Below are 23,488 nucleotides of genomic sequence, written 5' to 3'. Positions count from 1 at the left end.
TCCTATTCGGCTGGCTGGAGCGCGTGCGGCGCTACCGGGCCATATGGCGCGGCGGGCGCTGGGGTTGGGCGGCGGCGTTCGAACCGCTGCGCCAGCGCGCGCGCGACGACGTAGAAGGTGGGGGTGAACAGCAACCCGAAGCCGGTCACGCCGATCATCCCGAAGAACACCGCGGTGCCGAGCGCTTGGCGCAACTCTGCACCAGCCCCCTCGGCGATCACCAGCGGCACCGCGCCGAGGATGAAGGCGAAGCTCGTCATCAGGATCGGGCGCAACCGGTCGGTCGCGGCGCGCACCGCCGCCTCGACCGGGGAGAGGCCATCCTCGTCCTCGGCCTGCTTGGCGAACTCGACCACGAGGATCGCGTTCTTGGCGGCCAGCGCGATCAGCACGACGAGCCCGATCTGCGTGAGCACATTGTTGTCCATGCCCCGCAGGTTCACGCCGGTCATTGCTGCCAACAGACACATCGGCACGATCAGGATGATCGCGAGCGGGAGCGTCAGGCTCTCATATTGCGCGGCGAGCACGAGGAAGACGAACACCACCGCCATGCCGAAGACGAGCGCGGCGGTGCTGCCCGCCGACTTCTGCTGGAACGCGATGCCGGTCCATTCGTGCGCATAGCCGGTGGGCAAAGCGGTATCGGCGAGCTTCTCCATCGCGACGAGCGACTGGCCGGAGGAGGAGCCCTTGGCGGTATCGCCGTCGACCTCGACCGCGGGGAACATGTTGTAGCGCACGACGCGGTACGGCCCGGTCTTGTCGCGGAAGGTCGAGACCGAGCCGATCGGCACCATCTCGCCGGTGTTCGAGCGCGTCTTCAGATTGGCGATGTCGGCGGTGGTGTTGCGGAACGGCGCGTCGGCCTGCGCGGTGACGCGGTAGGTGCGCCCCAGCAGGTTGAAATCGTTGACGAACGCCGAGCCGAGATAGACTTGCAACGCCTCGAACACGCGCTCCGGCGGCACGCCCAGCATGTTCGCCTTGGTGCGATCGACATCCGCGAAGATGCGCGGCGTGGCGGTGTCGAAGAAGGTATAGACCTGCGCGAGACCCTTGGTCTGGTTGGCCTTGCCGATCAGGTCATAGGCGGTCTTGCCCATCTCCTGATAGCCGTGGCCGCCCTGGTCCTGCACCATCAGCCGATAGCCACCCGCGGAGCCGATCCCCTGGATCAGCGGTGGGGGGACGATCAGCAACCGTGCCTCGTTGATGTCGGCGGTGACCTTCTGCGCCTCGCCCATGATCGACGCGAGCGTGACGCCGAGTTTGCGACGCTCCTCGAAACTCTTGAGCGGGATGTAGGCGGCGGCGCTGTTGGGGGCGAGCGTCTGTGACGGGCCGTCGAAACCCGCGAGCATCACCGCGCCCTTGACGCCCGCGAGCGGGAGGATGCGCTTGGCGACCTTCTGCATCACCGCATCGGTACGTTCGACCGACGAGCCCGGCGGGAGCTGGATCACGGTCAGGAAATAGCCCTGATCCTGCGCGGGGACAAAGCCTGCGGGGGTGACGGTGAAGACGACCGCGGTGAGCGCGATCAAACCGCCGTAAACCAGCATCATTCGGCGCGGCGCCTGCACCAAACGGGCGGTGAGACGACCATAAGCGACGCTCATCCGCTCGAAACCGCGGTTGAATGCGTCGCCTGCACGCCGGACGAGCCGCGTCGCGCGACCACCTGTGTCGGTCGAGATATGGGGCTTGAGCAGCATCGCCGCAAGCGCCGGCGACAGCGTCAGCGAGAGCAGCAGCGAGATGATCGTCGCGGTCGAGATCGTCACCGCGAACTGGCGGTAGAACGCGCCCGACAGGCCGGTGAGGAACACGGTCGGAATGAAAACGGCGCACAAAACCAGTACGATGGCGACGAGCGCCCCCGACACTTCATCCATCGACTTGCGCGCCGCGTCGAGCGGGGAAAGCCCCTGTTCCAGGTTTCGCTCGACATTCTCGACCACCACGATCGCGTCGTCGACGACGATCCCGATCGCGAGCACAAGTCCGAACAAAGACAGGTTGTTAAGCGAATATCCGACCGCCGCTAGCACCGCGAATGTGCCGATCAGCGAGACCGGGATCGCGACGATCGGGATTATCGCGGCGCGCCACTTCTGCAGGAAGACGAGGATGACGAGGACGACCAGCACCATCGCCTCGATCAGCGTGTGCTTCACTGCGTCGATCGACTGCGCGATGAACTCGGTCGGGTTGTAAATGACCTTGTACGCCAGCCCCTTAGGGAACTTCTTCGCCATCGTCTCCATCTCGGCCGACACCGCCTGCGCGGCGGCGAGCGCGTTGGAGCCGGGACGCTGGAAGACCGCGGCAATGACGGTCGGCTTGCCGCTGAGATAGGTGTTCGCGCCATAATCCTGCGCGCCGAGCTCGACCCGCGCGACGTCGGACACCTTGACCTGACGGCCGTCCGTGTCGGTGCGGATCACCACGTCGGCGAACTGCTTGGGGTCGGTCAGGCGGCCCTGCGTCTCGACGTTGAGCTGGAAGGCGTTGCCCTGCGCATAAGGCGGCTGGCCGAGCGTACCCGCCGCAACCTGGACGTTCTGCGCGCGCAGGGCGGCGACGATTTCGCCGGCGGTAAGATCGAGCGCGGCGGCGCGACCGGGGTCGATCCACACGCGCATCGAATAGTCCCGTGCGCCAAAGAGTTGCACGTCGCCGACGCCGTCGATCCGGCTGAGGCGGTCGCGGACCTGCGTCAGCGCGTAATTGGAGATGTAGCCGCGATCGAGCGAGTTGTCGGGCGAGACGAGGTTGACGACCATCAGGAAGTCCGGGCTGGTCTTGCGCGTGACGACTCCGAGCCGCTGCACGTCCTCGGGCAGGCGCGGGACGGCGACCGCGACGCGGTTCTGCACCAGCACCTGCGCTGCATCGAGGTTGGTGCCGATCTTGAAGGTGACGGTGATCGTCACCTTGCCGTCGCCGGTCGATTGCGACGACTGGTACAGCATGTTGTCGACGCCGTTGATTTCCTGCTCGATCGGCGCGGCGACGGTCTCCGCGACCGTCTCGGCGGATGCGCCGGGATAGACCGCGCTGACGGTGACGGTCGGGGGCACGATGTCGGGATATTGCGACACGGGCAGGCCGAGATAGGCGATCAGCCCGACGATGGTGATGACCACCGCGATGACCCCGGCGAAGATTGGCCGGGTGATGAAGAAGCGCGAGAAGCGCATGATGCGAGTTCCTATTCCGCGGGCACACTCCCTCCTTCCCCGGCGGAGGCCGGGGTTCAGGAGTGGAACGGCAGTGAATGGAGCCGAGAGTGCGTCCCGACTGGGCCCCGGCCTTCGCCGGGGGAGAAGGCGGCTATTTGGTCAGCGTCGCTTCGCCCGCGATCGGTTGCGCCATCGGAGCGGATGCATCCGCCGACACCGCGATCTTGCCGAGCGTCGGCGCGACCTTGGCCCCCGGCATGGCCATTTGCGTGCCCTTGATGATGATCCGGTCCTTGGGTCCAACCCCCGAACGGATCACGCGCATCCCGTCGACCACCGCGCCGACGACGACCGGCTTGGCGGTCACGACATTGTCGGGCCCGACCGTCAGCAGCACCTTGCGCGCCTGATCGGTCTGCACCGCATCGTCGGGAACGAGTAGCGCGGGTTTGGTCCCGGCGCTGGCGAGCCGCATGTTGCCGAACATCCCCGGCGTCAGGAACAGCCCCGGATTGGGCAGCACCGCCCGCCCGCGGATCGTCCCCGAATGCGTGTCGAGGCCGTTGTCGGTGAAGTCGAGCTTGCCCTTCCAGCGATGCGCGGTCTCGTCCTGCAACTGGATCTCGACCGCGGGGGCGGCGGCCCCCGGCTGGCGCGCGCGCTGGGTCTTGAGGTACAGCGCCTCGGACCCGTCGAAGGTGAAGTAGATCGGGTCGAGCGCGTTGATCGTGGTCAGCACGGTGCCGCCGGTGCCTTCGCCGCCCGCAACCTGATTGCCCGCATCGACCTTGCGGTCCGAGATGCGTCCGCCGATCGGCGCGCGGATCTGGGTGAACGACACGTCGAGCGCCCGCGCGCGGACGCGTGCCTGCGCCGCGGCGAGCCCCGCTTGCGCCGCCTGGAGCTTCCCACGCAGCGCATCGACTTCGCCCGCCGAGACCGCTTCGTCATCGATCAGGCGTGTCGCGCGACCAAGGTCGGTGCGCGCGAGAACGAGCGCGCTCTGCGCGCTCGCTTCGTTGGCGCGTGCTTCGGCGAGCGCCGCCGCGAACGGGCGCGCATCGATCGTGAAGAGCAACTGGCCCGGGCGGACCACGTCGCCATCATGGAAATGGACGCCAGTCACTTCGCCGGCGACGCGCGGACGCACCTCGACCGAGCGGCTCGGCGCGAAACGGCCGACATAATCGTCCCACTCGCTGATCTGGCGGACCAGCGGGGTCGCGATCGTCACCGCAGCGGGGGGCGGGGCGGCGGCGACCGCGTCGGAATGGTCGAACAGCTTGACGCCAAGGACGCCCGCGATCGCGACCGGCACGAGGATCACGCTGCGTTTCTGCCAGCGGGTCCAGCGTTTCGGCGGCGTAGCGTCGATTTGCGCGCTGTGCTCGGTCGTCGCGATCGATGTGATCATGTTCATGCGGACGTACTCCGGGCTGGCTTGCCGATCCGCAGGCCAGTGATGCTGGTGACGAGCGTCTCCATCTGCGCTTCGGAGAAACCGTTTTCGTGGAAGTTGCCGATTTCGGTGACGGGCATCGCATAGCCGCGATGGCGCGCGTAGACGGCGGCGCGGCGGAGCGCTTCGAGCTTGGGATCAGCGAGGCGCGATGCGGTGCCGCGCCCGAATACCGTGCCCAGCGCGCGGGACATGCGACCGGGCGTGTTGAGGCTGCCGAGCGTATCCCGCTGCGCCAGCGCGATGACGCTCCATTCGAGCGCGGAGAAGCCGGCGCGTGTGGCGGTCGTCTGTTCGGCTGGCGTGGTCGCCGACACGGTCTGGCTGCGCACGGGGACGGGTGCGGCGAATGGGTGGTTGATGTCGAAATAGGCCATGGAAATTCCCCCTTCGGGTCTTTGCAGGACGCACGACCGGCATCGCGGACGAACCATCGTCAACGGTGGGAAGGTCGCAAGGCGTGGTGATGCCGCTGACGGAGACGCACGGCGCGCCGTCTGGCGGTTCGGATCATGAGGAAGACGGGCGCGCATTGGGTGCGCGGGCCGGATCAGGTGGTTGAGAGAATCATGGGCAGGAACCCCTTTGCCGGCACCCGGTCCACAGTAGAACCCGGCTTCAGTACCAGTCGGTATATAAAGGGCTGAAGCATTCCGTCAACTGCATTCTATACCGGTCCGAATATTTATCTCAAGGGGGCTGATAGCCCTACTTGGTCGGCCAGACCGCCATGCTCGTTGCAACCAGCTCGCTCAGTTCCGTACACGTCGCACCCGAGCCGCCTTGCAGGGCGAGACCCTGCAGGATCGCAAAGAGAAACCGGGTAAGCGCCGCCGGTGTCATGCCCTCGGGCAATTCGCCCGCCGCCTGCGCTTCCTCGAACCGCCGAATCAGGGCTGCCTCCGACGAAGCACGACGCTTGACCACCGCGGCCTTGATCGTCTCGGCTTCCGCGCCGCACGTCGCTGCGCTGATCACCCCGAGACATCCCTTGGGATCGCACGTGCTCATCTGCATCTCGAGTGCACCGCGCAACAGTCGCTCGGCCACGCCACGCGCGCTGGGGGCATCCAGCGCGGAGGTCATATAGGCAAGCTTCTCGCGTTCGTAGAGATCGAGAGCCTTGTTGAACAACGCTTCCTTGTTGCCGAACGCGGCATACAGGCTGGGCTTGGTAATCCCCATCGCGCTGGTCAGTTCGGTCATCGACGCGGCTTCATAGCCGTTGCGCCAGAACACGAGCAGCGCCTTGCCGAGCGCGACGTCGATGTCGAACTCGCGGGGCCGGCCTTTCGGGGCGGAGATGGAACACACGCTATTCATACCGAGCGGTATATAGGCATGGCCGCGCAAACGTCCAGCGATACGCCGCGAACCGCCGTGGTCGCGGTCGTCCGATCACGGCCTGCCGGTCAGCATCAGCCGGCGTACGTCGTCCGTGGTCTGGTTGTTCGCGCCCAATCGTTCGATCAATTGCGCCGGACGGCTCCCGCGCAGGCCGGCGAGCGTCAGCGTCTTGTCGCGGACATAGGTATAGACCCCGCTGACCGCGAAGGCGGTGGCGTGGCGGATATGGACGCGCTGCGCCGCCTCGGTCGCGCGGAACGCTTCGCTTTCGAGGAAGGCACGCCGCGTCAATGGTGTAGCGAACGCGAGCTCCAGGATCGCGATCGCGGTGCGTTCGGGCGGGACCTGGTGATCGACCTTGGGGGCGGGCGGTGCCGGATTCGCATTGTCGTAGCGCTCAGGCAGATGCAGTCGCACCTTGAGCACCGCCGCCGACGCCGCGAGCATTTCCGCGAACTCGGTGAGGAAGGCGCGGAACGCCGCGAGATCGTCGCCCGCTGCGCCGAAATGGACATGGATCCGGTCGAACCCGTCGTCGGCATTGGGGATCGGATCGGGAATACGGTCGATCAACGTGCGTGACCCATCCGGGAGCGCATAGGCGACGGTGGCGGCGAACATGTTCTGTTCGTCCGAGAACAGGATAGGACTGGCGTCGTTGAACGTCGCCTGATCCGCGGCGGAGGCGAACCCGATCTCCACGCCGCCGTCGAGGTCATAGTCCGGGAAGGGCGTGATGCCGTCGACGGCCGGCCACAGATGCGCATCCTGATCGCGGTCGAAATGGTTCTGCACGTACCAGGCGAGGCCCGGAATCCGCGCGCACAGCGGGCCATGGACGTCGCGCCAATAAGTCGCGAACAGGTCGTGCGGGACATGCGGTCGCCGCAGCACGGTGGTGTAGCTGTTGATCGAGATGCTGGCGTCGCGGGCCGCATAATCGTGGTCGGTGGATGGCTTGGGCATTCGCATGTTCCTTTGGTGCAGCGTCGATTGTCAACGCTGGGAGGGTGTTCGGGCTGCAAGGACCTGTGCCTCCCCTCCCTGGAAGGGAGAGGCCGGGGGTGGGTCGGTGTGAGGCTGGCGGTGCGTTCGATTTGCGGGCCGACCCACCCCTCGATCCCCTCCCTTCCAGGGAGGGGAGGCAAACGGGATCAGCGCTTCAGCCGCGCGACCAGCGGGGTCAGCACCACCGCCAGCAGCGCGATCGCCGCAGCGACGTAACCCACGCTCGGCAGGCCGCTATGGACGATGATCGTTCCGCCGATGATCGCGCCGAGGCCGATCCCGGCATTCGCCATCGAGACGTTGAGCGTCCCGGCGAGCGCCTGGGCGTGGCTTGCCGATTGCATCACGCGGACCTGGCAGATCGGGTAGAGCGCGGTGTTCGCGACACCCCACACCGCCAGCGCCACGCCGAGCCACACGGGCGATCCGACGAACGCGGTGGTCGCCGCGATCCCGACCGCGAGCACCAGCGCCGCCACCGCGGTGACCTGCAGCGGTCCCTTGCCGACGAAATGCCCGCCAAGCCAGTTGCCCGCTAGCCCGACGATCCCGAACCCCATCAGCCACCAGCCGACCTGACCCGCCGGGATTTCGGCAAGCTGCTGCAGCGTATCGGCGAGATAGGTGTAGGCGGTGAACATCGCGGTGAAGACGACGACCGAGAGGACGACGTTGCCGAGGAAATACGGGTCTTTCAAGATTCGCGCCTGTTCGGCGAGCCGGACGCGGGCGGGGCGCGCGAGCGTCGGCATAACGAAGAACAGCAGCACGCCCATCAGCAGCGACAGGCCCGACAGCCCCCAGAACGTCCCGCGCCAGCCGAACGCCTCCGACGCGAGCGTGCCGAGCGGAATGCCGAGTACCATCGCGCCCGAGATTCCGAGGTAGACGTTGGCGACCGCCTTGCCCGACCGTTCGGGCCCGGCGAGCGCGCCGGCGGTTTCGCTCGCGGTGCCCCAGAACACCGGGAGCGCGAGCGCGGGAAGGAAGCGGGCGAGTCCGAGGATCCAGATGTTGGGAGCGGCGGCGGCCAACGCGTTCGCACCCGCAAAGAGCAACAGGATGACGACGAATAGCCGCTTGCGTTCGAAATGCGAGAGCATCGCGGTTAGGAAAGGACCCGCAAGCATGACGGTGAAGGCGAACAGCGTCACCAATTGTCCCGCCACCGCGACCGAAACGCCGAGGTCGCGCGCCAGGCTCGGCAGCAACCCGACGATGATGAACTCGGTCGTGACGATCACGAATGCCGAGATCGCCAGCAACAGCACGGCAAGGCTGTTGCCGCTCGTCTGATGCGGTGCCCCGGCATGGGCGGTAGATAGAGTGGAAGGGGGCATCGCGACGTCTCCAACGGAAGCCTCCCGATGTAGGATGACGAAACGTCTCGTCACGCGGCAAGATTTCGCATAACCTGTGACCAATCGTCATCAATCGTGAGCCAGCATGATCCCGTCGGAACGCCTCAAGGGCATCGAGGCCTTCGTCAGTGCGGCGGATGCGGGGAGTTTCACCACCGCGGGCAAGCGGCTCAACCTTTCGAGCTCGGCGATCAGCAAGACGATCGCGCGGCTCGAGGCCCGGCTCGGCAGTCGCCTGTTCGACCGGACGACACGGCGGCTGACGCTAACCGAGGCGGGCGCCGCATTCTACGACACATGCGTGCGGGTGCTGGCGGATCTGGTCGAGGCGGAGGCGGTGCTCGCGGCGCATCGCTCCGAGGCGGTCGGGCGGATCAAGGTCGACGTACCCGTGGCGTTCGGGCGGATGCGCGCGATGCCGCTGATGCTGGCGTATGCCGAGCGTAACCCAAACGTGCGGCCACATGTCACCTTCACCGACCGGCTGGTCGATATCGTCGAGGAAGGGGTCGACGTCGCGGTGCGGATCGGCACGGTGGCGGCATGGCCCGATGCGCTGGGGCACCGCCATCTCGGGACCGAACGCGTGATCGTCTGCGCGTCGCCTGCGTATCTTGCGCGGCATGGCGTGCCCAAGATAATCGAGGACCTGATGCAGCGGGACTGCATCCTGTATGGTCGCGCGGATGGCAGCACGATCGCGTGGCGGTTCGCGGATGGCGCGGGTGGGGTCGAGCATCGCCCGATGGAGCCGCGGATCGTGCTCGGCAGCGCGGAAGCGCAGGTCGAGGCGGTCAAGGCGGGGTTCGGAGTCGCGCAACTCGCGACCTGGCTGATCGCGGACGAACTCGCGCGGGGCGATCTGGTGGAGGTGCTGCCAGACCAGGCGACCGATGGGTTGCCGCTCCACCTGGTCTGGCAGCGCAGCCGTCAGTTCAGCCCAAAGGTCGATGCGTTGCTGGAGGTGCTGAGCGCCGGGTTGCGGATCCACTGAGTCACGCCCGGTCCTTCTTCGTCTCGGGCATTGCGAGCAGATACAGCGTGAACCCGGCTGCGGCGATCGCGGAGAGCGTCAGGAAGCTGACGCTGTACCCCGCCCAGACGATCACGCTGCCAGCAAGCGATGCGGAGAGCGCAGCACCCAGCCCCTGGGTCGTGGCAACCGCGCCCTGGCTGACGTTGAACCGCCCGCTGCCCTCGGTGAGGTCCGCGATCACGACCGGGAACAGCGCGCCGAAGATCCCCGCGCCGACACCGTCGAGCGCCTGCACGCCGACCAACCAATACGGGTCGTTCGATACGGTATAGAGCGCACCGCGCGCCGCGAGGAAAGCGAAGGCGAGCAGGAAGATCGGTTTGGTCCCGAACCGTTCGGTGCAGCGCCCGACGACGATCGCGACCGGAACCATCACGAGCTGCGCCGCCACGATGCACGCCGCGGTGAGCGAGGTCGCCTGATCCTTGCCCACGGTCTTCGCTAGCAACTGGCTGACCGAGGTGAGCATCGCCGCGTTCGACAGGTGGAACAGGAACGCGATGGCGGCGAACAGCATCAGCGGGCGGTTCTCGACCAGCACCTTCCAGCCGCTCGGCTCTTCACAGCCCTCCTCGGGTTCGCAATCGAGCCCGCGCGCGACCGCATTGTCGATGTCCTTGTTGCGGATGCGGAAGGTGGTCGCGACGCTGGCGACGGTCAGCCCCGCCATCAGCCAGAACACCACGACCGGCCCGAATTTCCACGCCAGCGCGCCCGCAAGCGCGGCGGACACGGCGTTGCCCGCGTGGTTGAACGCTTCGTTGCGCGCGACCCGCTTGGCGAAGAGCTTGGGTCCGACGAGCCCAAGCGTGATCGCGGAGATCGCGGGCGCGAACACGGCGCCTGCGACCGCGGCGATCGATTGCGTCACCGTCACCGCCGCAAAACCCGATACGACCGGCAGGGACAGGCTGCTGATCGTTACCAGCAGCGCGGCGATCATCACGATCCGCGGCTTGTTCTTGCTGCGATCGATCAGTCCGCCGGCGGGCGTCTGCGCAAGCAGCCCGACGATCCCGGCGATCGTCAGCACCAAGCCGACGGTCGCTTCGTTCCAGCCGTGAGCTGGCCCGCGCACTGCGACGAGATAGATCGCGAGATACGGGCCGAGCCCATCGCGGACATCGGCAAGGAAGAAGTTGAGGGCGTCGAGCGTCGTGCCCGGTTTCGAACGCCCGGGAGCGGCGCCTCCGGACTGGGGAGGTGCGAAGGCAGTGGCCATAAAGGGTCTCGCGCAGTGAAGGGGGGGCGGGGCAGGTAGGGAGAAAGTCAGGGGCGGCAGGTCAGCCCAGGGCGACACGCGCCAGCAGCGCGGCGGCGAGGGCCGGAATCATCGTGATCGCGCCAACCTTGAGGAAGCGCCAGAAGCCGACGTCTTCCCCCTCGCGGCGGATCGCCTGCAACCACAGGATCGTAGCAAGCGACCCGGTGATCGACAGGTTCGGGCCGAGATCGACCCCGATCAGCAGCGCGTCGATCACCATCCGCGGCGGGTGCGCCTGCGCCACCGCGCTGCTGGCGATCAGCCCGGCGGGCAAGTTGTTGATGAGGTTCGACCCGAAGGCGAGCACCGTGCCAGCGGTCAGCGCACCCCGAGTGGGGTCGGCGGCGACATCGCGCAGCATTTGCGCGACCTGCCGGATGACGCCGGTATGATCGAGCGCCTCGACCAGCACGAACAGCCCCGCGACGAGCGGCAGCACGCTCCACGACACGTCGCGCGCCACCGCAAGCGGCGAGGTCCGCGTGTACATTGCGACGACCAGCGTGGTCGCCACCCCGGCGATACAGGTCGGCAGGCCGAGCTGAATGTCGAAGGCAGAAGCCGCCAGCAGCGCGATCGCGGTGGCGATGATCCCGCCCAGCGCGATCTTCCCGCCGGTCGTCAGCGGCGTGCGCTCGACCCCGGACAGGCATTCCCCGACGATCCGGGTACGCTCGACTTGGCGCAGCACCAGGAAGGTGACCACGATCGCGGCGATCGAGGGGAGCGCGAACGAGCCGAACCACTGCCCGAGCGGGGGCATATGCCCCCCATAGAGCACGAGATTGGCGGGGTTCGAGATGGGCAGCACGAAGCTCGCCGCGTTGGCGATCAGCGCGCAGGCGAAGAGCAGCGGCAGCGGCTCCGCCTTGGCCTTGCGCGCGGCAGCGTAGACTGCGGGCGTCAGAACCACCGCGGTGGCGTCGTTCGACAGGAACGTCGTCGTGACGACGCCGGTCGCATAGACGAGCAGGAAAAGGCGCGCGCGAGACCCGTTGGCGTGGTTCACCGCGGTTGCTGCGACCCAGTCGAACAAGCCGCGCTGGCGACAGGTTTCGCTCAGCAGCATCATGCCGATCAGGAACAGATAGACGTCCGCCCCCTTGCCGACCGCCGCCAGGGCTGCCTGGAGCGGGAGCAGACCGAGAACGAGCAATAATCCGGCGCCAAGCGTGGCCCAGATCGCCTCGGGCCAGCGGAACGGGCGCGTGATGACGCCAGCGGTGGAGGCGGCGCAAATTCCCCAGGCCAAGCCGGTCGCAAGTGTCACCGGCAAGGGCGCGCGCGAACGGTCGACACACGCCTAAAACATTCGATCATCACGCAGAGCTCCGAATCCCAGCCACCGTAACGTAAAGGGGCCGATATGGTCGCAACGGTACGAAGATTGTTTTCCAGACGGATGTCGTCGGGAGGCATCGTCTCGTCAAAGCCCTGATATCAAGGCATTGACGGCGATCGACTGAACCGCGCCGTTCAGCTTCAGTTTAGGTTGAGCGTTTGCGGATGGCTGTGGCGGACCCCGGTCGACGCTCTGCGCCGACCGGGGTGCTCAACCCATTACGCGATGTTCAGACCGACATCGACGTTATTGCGGGTCGCGTTGGAGTACGGGCAGACTTCGTGCGCGGCATGCGCAAGCTTTTCGGCGTCGGCCTTCTCGACACCTGGCAGCGTGATGAAGAGGTCCACGGTGATGCCGTAGCCGCCCTCCGAGCGCGGTCCGAACCCGACTTCCGCCGTGACACTGGCGTCGGTAGGAACCTTGACACCGGCCTTGCCCGACACCGCCTTCATCGCGCCGAGGAAGCAGGCGGAATAGCCTGCCGCGAAAAGCTTCTCCGGATTGGCACCGACCCCGCCGGGGCCGCCCATTTCCTTGGGCACGACCAGCTTGACGTCGACGGATCCGTCATCAGAGCGGGTCGATCCGTCACGACCGCCCGTGGCGGTGGCCTTGGTCTTGTAGATAACGTCGATGGACATGCGAATGCCTTTCGTTTGGGTTGCGCTGGGCAAACGGTTTTCGCTGCATTTGGGTGCATCGATCCATGCAGGCGTCGACGAGGCGTGTGGGAACCGACCACCACGCGCGTTCGTCCACCCCCCGGATCGGGGATTGGTGCCCCGGCGCAGGGGAAGCATGACCGACGCAGCAACGAACCACCGCTTGCGGATCGCGCAAGTCGCCCCGGTGATCTTTCCCACGCCGCCCACGGGATCGGGCGGGACCGAGAGGGTCGTGCATGATCTGACCGAGGCACTGGTGGGGCAGGGGCATGACGTCACGCTGTTCGCGCCGTCGGACAGCGTCACGTCGGCGCGGCTGATTTCTGCGGGACCGAGCCTTGCGGCGCTCAAGCGCTCGCGCGGGGACGTTGCGCCCGGCGTGCCCGCCGCGCTGGAGGCGATGCAGCTCGATCTGCTCGGCGCGCGGTTGGACCGGTTCGACATCATCCATTGTCATGGCGAGTTTGCGCATGCGGCAGTGCTTGGCGCGGCGCGGTCGCGGAGCATCACGACGGTGCACTGGCGGCTCGACGAATGCGACCGGGAACTGTTCTTCGGGCACTTTGCCGATTTGCCCGTCGCCGCGATTTCGGCATCGCAAGCGTCTGCCCTACCGCGCGCGAACCTCGCGGGGATCGTCCACCACGGGATCGCGCGCGACCGCTATACGCTCGGCGATGGGGCTGGCGGCTATCTCGCCTTCATCGGGCGGATGACCGACCAGAAGCGCCCCGACCGGGCGATTGCGATTGCCACGGCGGCGGGGATGCCGTTGCGGCTGGCGGGCGCGGTCGATGTCGGCAATCCGACCTATTTCGAACGCCACGTCGCGCCCGCGCTCGGCGACGCGATCACGCATATCGGCGAGTTGGACGACAAAGCGAAGCAGCAGTTGCTGGGCGGTGCGGTGGCTTTGCTGTTTCCGATCGACTGGCCCGAGCCGTTCGGTCTCGTGATGATCGAGGCGATGGCGTGCGGGACTCCGGTGATCGCCTGGGACAAGGGCAGCGTGCGTGAGATCATCGAGCCGGGCGTGACCGGGTTCATCGTTTCCAGCGAGGCGGACGCGGTTGCCGCGGTGGCGCAGGCGGCGGCGCTCGATCGCGGTGCGATCCGCCGCGCGTTCGAAGCGCGCTTCACTGCGGAGCGCATGGCGCGCGCCTATGTCGATTTGTACATGGCGCAGATTGCCGGGGCGACGGCATGACCGTGCGGCACGCCGCGCGCTTGCGGTGTCCGGTGTGCGGCAATCCCGACTGGCACCAACGATTCGACGATGCGGGGACGCACGGCGAGGAATGCACGCACTGCGGGCTATGGGTCGCCGCGGACGTTCCGCTGGACGGGGTCGAACGCGCGATCCGGGGCCGGCTGGCGGACGGGACGGCGCGCGCCCTTGGCACGGATCCCTGGTCGATGACTGCGGAAGCGTGGCGCAACGCCGCGTGGCGGTTCGGCTATGTGGTGGAGCAGGGGCACGCATCCCCGGCGCAAGCGCGGAATCATACGATCACGCTCGGGATCATCACGCAGCCATCCGAATGTGACGCGGCGGCGGCGCTCGTTGCGACATTACCGGAGTTCGGGCGGCGGATCGTGCTGGTCGATGCGCCGGATGCGGCGCCGTGGGCGGCGCGGTTTCCCGGCGTGGAAGTGCATGCCCATCCCCTCGACGGAAATTTCGCGGCGCAGCGCAACCGGGTTCAGGCGCTCGCCGGGGACGGGTGGGTGCTACAGCTCGACAGTGATGAACGACCGGACCCGCTGCTGCGCGAAAGTCTGGGATGGCTCGTGTCGGCGGCGGAAGCGGACGGGCTACGGTCGCTCGGGTTGGCGCGGCGCAATCTGGTCGACGGTGTGGCGTCGGCGTTGTTTCCCGACATCCAGTATCGGCTCAACCGCGCCAACGTTCGGTTTTCGGGAGCGGTGCACGAACGTCCGGTCGTCCCGTTCGCGCAGACCTCGCTCGCGCTGGTGGGTGCGATCGAGCATCGGCTCGATTCCGCGCGGGTCCGTGCGCGCACGCTGACCTATGCCGCCATGTCCTCAGACGGTGCGCGCCCAGAGGACGAAACACGCTTGCTGCGCCCGTTCGATCCGATCGCCGATCGGTAAGCCGCGATGGTCTGTTCGCCGAGTGTGCGCCGGGTGAATTGCCCCGACGCCGCGCGGCTGGCGGCTGCGTAGGTCGCACGTATGGCAGGATCGGCGATCAGCGGGCGCAGTGCGGCGGCGACATCCTCGGCGCTGCAGCGGGCCGCCAACGCGCCGGCGCCGCTTTCGCCGACGAAGAGCCGTGCGCTCGCGTCCTCGGCGCAGGCGACCACGGGGCGACCAAACATCATCGCTTCCTGGTACACGAGACCGAAGCTCTCGTAGCGCGATGGCGCGACCACGACGTGTGCCGCTTCGAACAGATCGTGCAACGCAGTCTCATCGACACGGTGGAACAGACGCAGAAACGACTGTGCTTGAGCGGGAAGCATGGCGACATCCTCCGCCTGTGCCCCGACCAGCGTCAGGCGGAACGCGGGCAGGCATCCGGCGGCCGTGTCCGCTGCAAGCAGGGCGACGGCGCCGCACAGCGCGTCGAAGCCCTTGCGCGGCTCGTTCCGGCCAACGAACAGCAGTTCGACCGGATTCTGGCTGGTCGGGTACGTCGCTCGCCGACCGCGCTCGGTGATCGCCTGTGGCAAACTGAGGCCGATCACAGCGTGGCGCGGTCCAGGGGGCGGCACGTCGTAGAGGTCCGCGATGGTATCGCCATGCGCGGCAGTATTCGAAATCAACCCGCCGCTCCAGCGCGCCGACAGGCGTTCGATCAGCGTCGCGCCCGCCCGATCGAACCGGTTCCGCAACGTCGGGTCCTGCGCCAGCGAGATCGCCGCGGGCGTCGAATTGCGCGTCACCAGTGGCATCCTCCGGGTCGCGGCGATACCGGCGCCGGGGGCGTACCAGTTGGTCGCCTCGATAACGTCGAAGGGACGCAGGCGATGCTCCGCCATCACTGCACCGCGAAACGCGAGCGGTGCAGCGAGATGCCCGAACGCGGCCAGCCGCCGCAACGTAGCGAGCCCGCCACGCGGCGCACAGCCGATGATGTCGAGTGCGCCGTCTCGCGTTCGCCCGTGTCGGTCGAGCGTAAACACGCGAACATTCGCGCCAGCCTCGGCCACCGCATGCGCGATTTCGAGAGCCGCGCGAGAAAGCCCGCTTTTCTCGGGTGGTAACGCCCAAGTCAGCAGCCCGACCTGCAACGGGGAGGAGACTTGCTCTGGATCAGGTAGATTCACGACCATCGTGCCGGAACTGCGATGAGCGCGGATCTGTTCCCTGTTTCTGTATCTCCAGTGAACGGTAACCATGTTCGTACTTCACATCGCATTGCAAGGCTGCCTTCGCGGGCACGATGTGGAATATGGCATGACGGCCGACACCGGCGGACACATCCGCTATCTGCTCGACCTGGTCCGCGCGAGCGATGCCCATCCGGCGATCGACCGGATCGAGATCCTGACGCGGGCCTTCGTCGACCCGGATCACGGCGAATGTTACGATCAGTGCATCGAGACAATCGACGACCACACGCGGATCGTTCGTTTGCGGAGTGCCGATCAGGCCTATCTCGCCAAGGAACAGCTCTGGACTCAGCACGATAGTCTGGTCGAGGCGGCCGTCGCGCATATCAACGCGCTCGATCGCTGGCCGGATGTGATCCACGCGCATTATGCGGACGCCGGCGCCCTTGCTGCCGAAATCGAAGCGCGATTGGGCATACCGTACGTCTTCACGGCGCATTCGCTGGGACATGTGAAGCGCGCGGCGTTCGACGGTCCGTGCCGCGAAGTTGACGGACTGGAGCGCCGCATCGCGATCGAGGATCGCGCCATTGCCGGGGCATCGGCGATCATCGCCTCGTCGCGTGACGAGGCGGAACTGCAATATGCGCTGTACGATGCGTATGATCCGGGCCGGATTCGCATCATTGCGCCGGGTAGCGACGTGCACGACTTCGCCGAGGCGAAGACGGACCCCGCCATCGACGCATCGATCGGTCGGTTCCTTGCCGATCCGTCCAAGCCGACGATCCTTGCGATCGCACGACCCGTTTCAAAGAAGAACCTAGCGGGACTGGTCGAGGCCTACGGTCGTTCCCCGGCGTTGCAAAAAGCGGCCAATCTGGTGATTGTTGCGGGGACGCGGGAAGACCTGCGCACGCTCGAACCCGAAGTGCGCGACAATCTCGCCGAACTGCTGATCCTGATCGACCGGTACGACCTGTACGGCAAGGTCGCTTACCCCAAGACGCACCGGCCCTGCGACATTCCCGCTGTCTACGCGCACGCCCGCGCGCGGCGGGGGGTGTTCGTCAATCCGGCTCTCAACGAGCCGTTCGGACTGACTCTGCTGGAAGCGTCGGCATCGGGCCTCCCGGTCGTGGCGACCGACAGCGGCGGGCCGAACGACATCGTAGAGACTTGTGGTAACGGTCTGCTGGTCGATCCGCGCTCGCCCGATGCGATTTCCGACGCGCTGCTGGTAATCCTAGGCGATGCAGCTCGCTACGAGCAATATGTCGCGGGTGGTCGCACCGCGATGCGCGTTTACGACTGGACCGCCCATGTCGCGATCTACGCCGACTTACTGGCCGAAGTCGCCGCCGCCCCAATGGCGCAATCCGTTGGGCATAGGAATGCGGACCATCTGCTCGTGTCCGATATCGACGGCACGCTGCTCGGATGCAGCGATGCTTTGTCGGCGTTTCGGCAGTGGCATGGTGACGAGCGCGCGCTCGTCTTCGCGGTGGCGACCGGCCGCAGCTTCCACAGTGCAATGGCGGTATTGGCGCAGCATCATGCGCCGTTGCCCGCGATCGTGATCTCTTCGGTCGGATCGGAGATCTACCATCGCCAGCCGGGTGGTGTGTATGCGCGCGATACCGCTTGGGACGCGAAGGTTGCCGCGGGTTGGGACCGCGAAGCAATTGCGCGCGTCATCGCCGAGGAAGGCGGACTGACACCGCAAAGCCCGCTCGAGCAACGCCGCGCCAAGCTCAGTTACATGATCCAGGGTGATCCCGATGCAGGTCGGCGGCTGCGGACTTTACTCGACTCCCGCGGTCTCTCGTGCACGATCATCCAGAGCCACGGGCGGTATCTTGACGTGCTGCCGTTCGCGGCATCCAAGGGCACGGCGGTTGAGCATGTCCGCCAGGCGCTCGGGCTCGCGGCGGGGCAAGTCGTAGTTGCGGGGGACAGCGGCAACGACATCGAGATGTTGCGGTCGGTCCCCAATGCGATCATCGTCGGTAATCATTCGGACGGGCTTGCCGAGCGGAAGGACCTTAGCCGCTGCTACGTCGCGCGAAGCAGTTACGCCAACGGCATTCTCGAAGGCGTTGCGCACTTCCGCAAGACCGCCCAGCGCGCGTGACGATCAGCGTTTTGACGATCGTCCGTGGACGATCGGCGCACCTCGCCAATCTGATCGCGGGGCTCGATCGGCAAACGCGCCTGCCCGACGAGCTGGTGATCGCGTGGATGCAGGACACGCCGACGCCCTTGCCGGCGACCCGCTTCCCGGTGCGATCGGTCATGGTCCCCGGCGATCCGATGCCGCTCGCGGCTGCGCGCAACCGCGCCGCAGCCGCTGCAGGGGGCAAGCAATTGATCCTGCTCGACGTCGATTGCATTCCGGCGCGGGGACTGGTCGAACGCTATGGCGCGACGGCGGACGCGGCGGGTGTCCGGCTTGGCGAGGTGCTGTACCTGCCGCCGGGAGACCCCACGGGGGCGAGCGATTCTGCGCTCGACCGGATCGGCGTGCGGCACCCGGCCAAACCCGCGATCGCCAAGGACGAGGTTCGCGCGACACCGAGCCACGGCGAATTGTGGGGCCTGTCGTTCGCGATGTCTGCCGCCGACTGGGCGCGAACGGGTGGGATGGACGAACGATATGTCGGTTACGGCGGGGAGGAGACCGACTTTGCCGCGCGGCTCGAACGCGCGGGGGTGACGATGGCATGGGTCGGCGGCGCGCGGGCGTATCACCAGCATCATCCGATCCATATTCCTCCGCTCCAGCATTTCGAAGCGATCCTGCGCAACGCGCGGCTGTTCCATGCGACATGGGGGCGGTGGTGCATGGACTATTGGCTGGGGCAATTCGCCGAGCGTGGCCTGATCACGATCGAGGATGCGTGCCTAACCGTACTGCGGCATCCTACCCCGGACGAAGTCGCCGCGACGCTGGAGGCGTCCGCGCTGTTTAGCTGAGCAGGACGGCGGCGGTTACGCCGCCGAAAGCAACGGGGGCGCGTCGTTCCCTGCGCCCTGTGCAACTTGCGTCGAAATCGGTGTCTCGTTCGACCACAAATCCACCGCCATCCGTTCGAGATAGGTCGCGGCTTTCTGCGCTGCGGTAGAGTCGTACAGGGCCGCTAGCGCAGCTGGGTCGAGCGCTTTCGCAGCATCCAGGATCTTGCGCCACGGCGCGAGCGCACCCGGCCATTCCCGCAGCATGACCGCGGCGCCCACTTCGGCGAGCCGTTCGGCCTTGCGCGTCTGTTCGGCAAAGTATCGCCATTCCGGGGCACACACATAGGGCCGCCCGACGCGGGCGATTTCGTGGACGGTATTGTCCCCGGCGGAGGCGATGACGACGTCCGCTGCGGCGATGTAATCGGTCACGCCCGCGACCCAGCCCAGCTCGCGCAAATTCCCGAAATCGGTTTCATGCCCCTCGCGATGCGTCGGCCCGAGTACCAGCCACAGCGCGTTCGGAACCGCGCGCGCCGCCATCGTCAACGGCGCATAGGGCGTCCCGGCGCCGCCGCCGCCGGTGAGGACGACGATGATCTCCTGCGTTGGGTCGAGCCCGAGCTTGGCTCGTGCGGCCTCCCGCGTGGGGATGGCGTCGACGGTGGTGCACAACCCGCCGGTGTAGCACGTCGCATCGCGCACCCAATTAGGCGTATCCTCCTGTTCGAGCGTGCGGTCGAACGGCGCGAGCAACCCAACGCTGGCCTGATACGCGCCGAGATGACCCGGATCGAGCCGATCGCCATGCATCCGCAAACTGATCGCAGGGACGCTCGCGATCCGCGCGAGCATCGCAATTTCGGCGGAAACGTCGACCACGAACAGCGCGGGATCGGCATCGTCGAGATGGTCGAGGATCGTCCGCATCGTGCCGCGGGTCTTGGCGACGCCGAGCGGGACACAATGCATGATCTCGGGCGTGGGTTGCGCGAACAGGCCGGGGGCGGGGACGGGCGCGCCGATCATGTTGGGAAGCGGGACGATCTCGATCGGCCGGTCGAACCCGTCGAACAGCTCGGGGCGCGCGCACAAGACGCTGACCGGACGCTCCGCCGGGAGTTCCCGGATGATCGCCATCGCGCGATTGGCGTGGCCGCGGCCCTGATGATGGATGAAGAAGCTGATCGGTTTGCGCGTCATGTCGGGCCAACGCGACGCGGCCTCTTCGGTTGCTTCCCTGCGACGGGAAAACACGCCGTTTCGCGCGACGGTCAGTCGAACGTTGCGACGTAATCCATGCCATTCTCGACGCGGCGGAACGGAACGAGCAAAATGTCCACCTTCCCCATCACCGGGTGAGTCAGGTGATAGGTCGACTGCGGCAAGGTTTCCCCCGATGAACTCCGGAAGACGAGCGAGAAAGGCGCCCGGCCGATTCCCCCTCCGCGTTTGCGTGACGCTTCGACCAACGTCAACGGCATGCCGTCCAGCCGGGGAGGGCCGAGCGAGAAGGTCGTCCCGACGTGCCCGGCGAAGTCGTTACACGTCATCAAGCGCCCAGTTACTTGCCTTGGCCCGTCCATCCTATCAGTCCCCTCAGCACGGTGCTGGAGTATCGAGGAAACAGAATGACGGCGCAATGCGCGGGGGCGACTATCCTTTGAACTACTCCTAATTGAGTATCTACGATGCGGTGAGCTGTTGTATTCGCGCGGACAGAACATCCATCCCAAACGGTTTGGTAAGTATATGCATGCCTGGGTCGAGGTGTCCATTTCCGACTGCCGCATTCTCTGCGTAGCCGGTAATGAACAGGATCTTGAGGTCTGGCCTTGCCAATCTTGCGGCATCTGCGACCTGCCGCCCGTTCATCCCCTTGGGCAATCCGACGTCGGTGATCATCAGATCGATCACGTCCGTGGAATGCAGCAGCGTCAGCGCGCTTGGCCCGTCGCCCGCCTCCAGTACGGAATGGCCGAGATCGGTGAGCGTATCGACGACCAGGGCCCGCACGTCCGGTTCGTCGTCAACGACGAGGACGGTCTTTCCGCTGGACGCACCGATGGCGTTGGGCGCTACCTGATCCTCGAGATCGGCGGAAGCGACTTCGTCAGAACGCGGCAAATACAGCCACATCGTGGTTCCACGCCCGATCTCCGACGTGATCCGCACCTGGCCGCCCGACTGGTGGACAAAGCCGTAGATCATCGACAAACCCAGTCCGGTCCCTTCGCCCAGCGGCTTGGTCGTAAAGAACGGGTCGAACGCACGCGCGATCGTCGCTGGGGTCATCCCCGATCCTGTGTCGGTGACGCTCAGCGTGATGTATTGCCCCGGCGCCATGTCCTTTCGACGCGCGGCTGTTGCATCGAGTGCCGTATTGCCGGTCTCGATCGTGATGCGTCCGCCGTCCGGCATGGCGTCGCGCGCGTTGATGCACAGGTTCAGGACGGCGTTTTCGAGCTGGTTCGGATCAACCAGCGTGGTCCACAACGCTTCATCGCGAACGATGACCAGTTCGATCGACGGCCCGACCGATCGTTGCAACAGCTCCTCGAAGCTCGCGATCAGCCGGTTGATGTCGGTCGGGCGGGGGTCGAGCGTCTGGCGCCGCGAAAAGGCCAGCAACCGATGCGTCAGCGCGGCGGCGCGTTTGGCGCCTTGTTGCGCCATCCCGATATAGCGATCGACGTCGTTGATCCGGCCCTGCTTGATGCGCGCCTGGATCAGTTCGAGACTGCCCGAAATCGCCGTCAGCAGGTTGTTGAAATCATGCGCAAGCCCGCCCGTAAGCTGGCCGACGGCTTCCATCTTCTGCGCCTGGCGCAACTGGTCCTGCGCGCGTTCCAGATCGGCATGCGCCTCGCGCTCCGCGGTGATGTGACGACCGCTGGCATAGATCCGGTCGCCTTCGAGAGTCGCGACCCAGGCGATCCAGCGATAGCTGCCGTCCTTGTGCCGGAACCGGTTTTCATATTGCCGCAGCGGCGCGGCCAAAGTTTCTTCCCGTGCGGTTTCGTTGGCGGGTACCTCGTCGGGATGACCGAACACGAGATGGCTGCGCCCGACGATCTCCTCGGCAGTCCAGCCAAGGATCTTGGTCCAGGCGGGATTGATCGACAGGATGATCCCGTCGTCGGAGAGGATCGCAAGCATGTCTTGCGAATTCTGCCAGGTCCGATCGCGTTCGCGCGTGCGTTCGGCGACCTGTCGCTCCAGCGTCTCCGCCAACCGGGCCAGCGCGTCCTCCGCGCGGCGACGTTCGATCGCGGCTTGCGTCCGGTCCGCCACGTCGCGGACGAAGGTGAGATCGTCCTTCGTCCAGATCCGCGGTTGCCGGTTGGTCAGATACAGTAGTGCCGAAAACGTCCCGCGCTCGGTCAGGGGCAGGTTGACGACCGCGCGCGCGTCGATTGCTTCCAGTGCGCTGGACGTGGTCGCGGTGCGCGGATCGGTACGCGCATCGGCAAACGCGACCAACTCGCCGCGCTTCAGATTTTCGATGTACGAACCATAGTCGCGGAAGTGCAGCACGCCGGCGAGCGTCGGAATTCCCGGCATGCCCCAATCGCGCTCGATCGTAATCGTTTCGGCGACCGGGTCGGTGATCCCATAGCCGGCGCGGCTGACACCGAGCGTACTGCCGAGGATCGCCGCCGCCTCGAACGACATCGCTTCGGTGTCGGGCGCCTCCCGCAACCGATCGCTCAGCGACAGCAGCGCACGCTGCCGCAATTCGATAACCCGGCGATCGGTGATCTCGTGAGATACGCCGACGACGCGCACTGGCCGTCCCGCGGGGCTACGCTCGACCCGACCGTCGACCTGCAGCCAATGGAGCGACCCGTCGCGCCACAGGCAGCGGACTTCGGCGCGGTAATCCGATCCGTCCGCCAACGCGCGTCGTACGCCCGCGACGGTATCGTCACGGTCGTCGGGGTGGATCGCTGCGAGCAAATCGAGATAGTCGAACGGCTCCTCCGCGGTCCGACCGAACTGTGCCTTGGTATCGGGCTCGACGTGGAGCGTGGTGGTCGTCATGTCGAGCGTCCACGCCCCCAGTCCCCCCGCCGCGATCGCGAGCTTGAGGCGTTCCTGCCCGGCGTGAATGTCCTCCAGCCGGTTGCGGGCTTCATACTGGCGCAAACGCGCGCGCCGCGCTGCACGGGCAAGCGACAGCAGCGTGGTCGGGTGAAACGGACGTTCGAGGAAAGTGACGTTGCCGAGCGCCTCGAGCAGCCGGACTGCCCCAGGATTGCGTTCGAGGCCGCCACCGCGCTCGGTCAGCACGATGAACGGCAGGTCCGACCATTCCGCCTGCTGCGCCAACACGGCTGTAAGCTCTCGCAAGTCCGCGCCGCGCAGCGCTTCCTCCGTCAGAATGGCGTAGCCGCATCCGCGCGCGACCATCGCCGCCAGCGCGGGCAAGTCGCTGGCAACCTCGGCCTCGAGCCCGCCTTCCTCCAGCATCGCCCGTGCAATCGCGGAATCGCGACCGCGCGGAGCGAGGATGATGGCGCCTTCGGCGAGCGTGCGGTTCAAGAAGCAGTCTTGC

18 protein-coding genes are annotated in these 23,488 nt (G+C 66.5%); 5 read left to right on the top strand and 13 right to left on the bottom strand.

Annotated features, from left to right (window positions below):
• Window positions 1-2: 2 nt before the first annotated feature.
• From QBJ92_RS00545 to QBJ92_RS00520, 6 genes are all read right to left on the bottom strand, one after another.
• Window positions 3-3,206 carry an efflux RND transporter permease subunit gene (locus QBJ92_RS00545; RefSeq protein ID WP_277967720.1) on the bottom strand — a complete coding sequence of 1,068 codons (3,204 nt, stop codon included), beginning with the start codon at window positions 3,204-3,206 and terminating at the stop codon, window positions 3-5.
• A gap of 133 nt (window positions 3,207-3,339) precedes the next feature.
• A complete protein-coding gene (locus tag QBJ92_RS00540) occupies window positions 3,340-4,608 on the bottom strand; it encodes an efflux RND transporter periplasmic adaptor subunit (RefSeq protein ID WP_277967719.1) in 1,269 nt (422 codons plus the stop codon).
• Window positions 4,605-5,024 carry a hypothetical protein gene (locus tag QBJ92_RS00535; RefSeq protein ID WP_277967718.1) on the bottom strand — a complete coding sequence of 140 codons (420 nt, stop codon included), beginning with the start codon at window positions 5,022-5,024 and terminating at the stop codon, window positions 4,605-4,607. The genes QBJ92_RS00540 and QBJ92_RS00535 overlap by 4 nt, the downstream gene beginning before the upstream one ends.
• Window positions 5,025-5,355: 331 nt before the next feature.
• Window positions 5,356-5,970, bottom strand: a complete 615-nt coding sequence (locus QBJ92_RS00530) for a TetR/AcrR family transcriptional regulator (RefSeq protein ID WP_277967717.1) — start codon at window positions 5,968-5,970, stop codon at window positions 5,356-5,358.
• A gap of 75 nt (window positions 5,971-6,045) precedes the next feature.
• Window positions 6,046-6,960 carry an EthD domain-containing protein gene (locus tag QBJ92_RS00525; RefSeq protein WP_277967716.1) on the bottom strand — a complete coding sequence of 305 codons (915 nt, stop codon included), beginning with the start codon at window positions 6,958-6,960 and terminating at the stop codon, window positions 6,046-6,048.
• A gap of 188 nt (window positions 6,961-7,148) precedes the next feature.
• Window positions 7,149-8,342, bottom strand: a complete 1,194-nt coding sequence (locus QBJ92_RS00520; RefSeq protein WP_277967715.1) for an MFS transporter — start codon at window positions 8,340-8,342, stop codon at window positions 7,149-7,151.
• Window positions 8,343-8,448: 106 nt separating this feature from the next.
• On the opposite strand from QBJ92_RS00520, the gene QBJ92_RS00515 reads away from it, so the two are divergent.
• Entirely contained in the window at window positions 8,449-9,357 is a 909-nt protein-coding gene (locus QBJ92_RS00515) for a LysR family transcriptional regulator (RefSeq protein WP_277967714.1), read from the top strand.
• A gap of 1 nt (window position 9,358) precedes the next feature.
• Here QBJ92_RS00515 and QBJ92_RS00510 read toward each other — a convergent pair whose 3' ends face one another.
• The 3 genes from QBJ92_RS00510 to QBJ92_RS00500 form a co-directional block, all read right to left on the bottom strand.
• A complete protein-coding gene (locus QBJ92_RS00510) occupies window positions 9,359-10,621 on the bottom strand; it encodes an MFS transporter (RefSeq protein WP_277967713.1) in 1,263 nt (420 codons plus the stop codon).
• A gap of 61 nt (window positions 10,622-10,682) precedes the next feature.
• A complete protein-coding gene (locus QBJ92_RS00505) occupies window positions 10,683-11,933 on the bottom strand; it encodes an arsenic transporter (RefSeq protein ID WP_277967952.1) in 1,251 nt (416 codons plus the stop codon).
• A gap of 290 nt (window positions 11,934-12,223) precedes the next feature.
• Window positions 12,224-12,649 carry an organic hydroperoxide resistance protein gene (locus tag QBJ92_RS00500; protein WP_277967712.1) on the bottom strand — a complete coding sequence of 142 codons (426 nt, stop codon included), beginning with the start codon at window positions 12,647-12,649 and terminating at the stop codon, window positions 12,224-12,226.
• 157 nt (window positions 12,650-12,806) lie between these two features.
• On the opposite strand from QBJ92_RS00500, the gene QBJ92_RS00495 reads away from it, so the two are divergent.
• Together QBJ92_RS00495 and QBJ92_RS00490 are read left to right on the top strand one after the other, a co-directional pair.
• Entirely contained in the window at window positions 12,807-13,880 is a 1,074-nt protein-coding gene (locus QBJ92_RS00495) for a glycosyltransferase family 4 protein (RefSeq protein WP_277967711.1), read from the top strand.
• The gene (locus QBJ92_RS00490; protein ID WP_277967710.1) at window positions 13,877-14,788 is read left to right on the top strand and encodes a hypothetical protein; all 912 of its coding nucleotides are present in this window, start codon (window positions 13,877-13,879) and stop codon (window positions 14,786-14,788) included. Before QBJ92_RS00495 ends, QBJ92_RS00490 begins: the two co-directional genes overlap by 4 nt.
• Here QBJ92_RS00490 and QBJ92_RS00485 read toward each other — a convergent pair.
• Complete coding sequence (locus tag QBJ92_RS00485) at window positions 14,704-15,966, bottom strand: glycosyltransferase family 4 protein (protein WP_277967709.1); 1,263 nt, start codon at window positions 15,964-15,966, stop codon at window positions 14,704-14,706. The two genes, QBJ92_RS00490 and QBJ92_RS00485, sit on opposite strands and share 85 nt — an antisense overlap.
• Window positions 15,967-16,096: 130 nt before the next feature.
• Here QBJ92_RS00485 and QBJ92_RS00480 point away from each other — a divergent pair, with 130 nt between their 5' ends.
• Window positions 16,097-18,106: an HAD-IIB family hydrolase gene (locus tag QBJ92_RS00480; RefSeq protein WP_277967708.1), complete on the top strand. Its 2,010-nt coding sequence runs from the start codon at window positions 16,097-16,099 to the stop codon at window positions 18,104-18,106.
• Window positions 18,103-18,948: a glycosyltransferase family 2 protein gene (locus QBJ92_RS00475; RefSeq protein WP_277967707.1), complete on the top strand. Its 846-nt coding sequence runs from the start codon at window positions 18,103-18,105 to the stop codon at window positions 18,946-18,948. The genes QBJ92_RS00480 and QBJ92_RS00475 overlap by 4 nt, the downstream gene beginning before the upstream one ends.
• 15 nt (window positions 18,949-18,963) lie before the next feature.
• Here QBJ92_RS00475 and QBJ92_RS00470 read toward each other — a convergent pair whose 3' ends face one another.
• From QBJ92_RS00470 to QBJ92_RS00460, 3 genes are all read right to left on the bottom strand, one after another.
• A complete protein-coding gene (locus QBJ92_RS00470) occupies window positions 18,964-20,133 on the bottom strand; it encodes a glycosyltransferase (RefSeq protein WP_277967706.1) in 1,170 nt (389 codons plus the stop codon).
• A gap of 71 nt (window positions 20,134-20,204) precedes the next feature.
• Window positions 20,205-20,483, bottom strand: a complete 279-nt coding sequence (locus QBJ92_RS00465) for a DUF6916 family protein (RefSeq protein WP_277967705.1) — start codon at window positions 20,481-20,483, stop codon at window positions 20,205-20,207.
• A gap of 133 nt (window positions 20,484-20,616) precedes the next feature.
• On the bottom strand, window positions 20,617-23,475 hold the full coding sequence (locus tag QBJ92_RS00460) for a PAS domain-containing protein (RefSeq protein WP_277967704.1): 2,859 nt from the start codon (window positions 23,473-23,475) through the stop codon (window positions 20,617-20,619).
• Window positions 23,476-23,488 lie beyond the last annotated feature (13 nt).

This window comes from Sphingomonas echinoides (genome assembly GCF_029623395.1).
GTDB lineage: Bacteria > Pseudomonadota > Alphaproteobacteria > Sphingomonadales > Sphingomonadaceae > Sphingomonas > Sphingomonas echinoides_A.
Note: the sequence above shows the minus strand (reverse complement) of the source record. Positions and strands in the feature narration are given on the sequence as shown.

What these genes read in the sequence shown, in the direction of transcription:
- QBJ92_RS00545 (WP_277967720.1), bottom strand. Translation starts at nt 3,206, where the DNA reads ATGCGCTTCTCGCGCTTCTTCATCACCCGGCCAATCTTCGCCGGGGTC.
- QBJ92_RS00540 (WP_277967719.1), bottom strand. Translation starts at nt 4,608, where the DNA reads ATGAACATGATCACATCGATCGCGACGACCGAGCACAGCGCGCAAATC.
- QBJ92_RS00535 (WP_277967718.1), bottom strand. Translation starts at nt 5,024, where the DNA reads ATGGCCTATTTCGACATCAACCACCCATTCGCCGCACCCGTCCCCGTG.
- QBJ92_RS00530 (WP_277967717.1), bottom strand. Translation starts at nt 5,970, where the DNA reads ATGAATAGCGTGTGTTCCATCTCCGCCCCGAAAGGCCGGCCCCGCGAG.
- QBJ92_RS00525 (WP_277967716.1), bottom strand. Translation starts at nt 6,960, where the DNA reads ATGCCCAAGCCATCCACCGACCACGATTATGCGGCCCGCGACGCCAGC.
- QBJ92_RS00520 (WP_277967715.1), bottom strand. Translation starts at nt 8,342, where the DNA reads ATGCCCCCTTCCACTCTATCTACCGCCCATGCCGGGGCACCGCATCAG.
- QBJ92_RS00515 (WP_277967714.1), top strand. Translation starts at nt 8,449, where the DNA reads ATGATCCCGTCGGAACGCCTCAAGGGCATCGAGGCCTTCGTCAGTGCG.
- QBJ92_RS00510 (WP_277967713.1), bottom strand. Translation starts at nt 10,621, where the DNA reads ATGGCCACTGCCTTCGCACCTCCCCAGTCCGGAGGCGCCGCTCCCGGG.
- QBJ92_RS00500 (WP_277967712.1), bottom strand. Translation starts at nt 12,649, where the DNA reads ATGTCCATCGACGTTATCTACAAGACCAAGGCCACCGCCACGGGCGGT.
- QBJ92_RS00495 (WP_277967711.1), top strand. Translation starts at nt 12,807, where the DNA reads ATGACCGACGCAGCAACGAACCACCGCTTGCGGATCGCGCAAGTCGCC.
- QBJ92_RS00490 (WP_277967710.1), top strand. Translation starts at nt 13,877, where the DNA reads ATGACCGTGCGGCACGCCGCGCGCTTGCGGTGTCCGGTGTGCGGCAAT.
- QBJ92_RS00480 (WP_277967708.1), top strand. Translation starts at nt 16,097, where the DNA reads ATGACGGCCGACACCGGCGGACACATCCGCTATCTGCTCGACCTGGTC.
- QBJ92_RS00470 (WP_277967706.1), bottom strand. Translation starts at nt 20,133, where the DNA reads ATGACGCGCAAACCGATCAGCTTCTTCATCCATCATCAGGGCCGCGGC.
- QBJ92_RS00465 (WP_277967705.1), bottom strand. Translation starts at nt 20,483, where the DNA reads ATGACGTGTAACGACTTCGCCGGGCACGTCGGGACGACCTTCTCGCTC.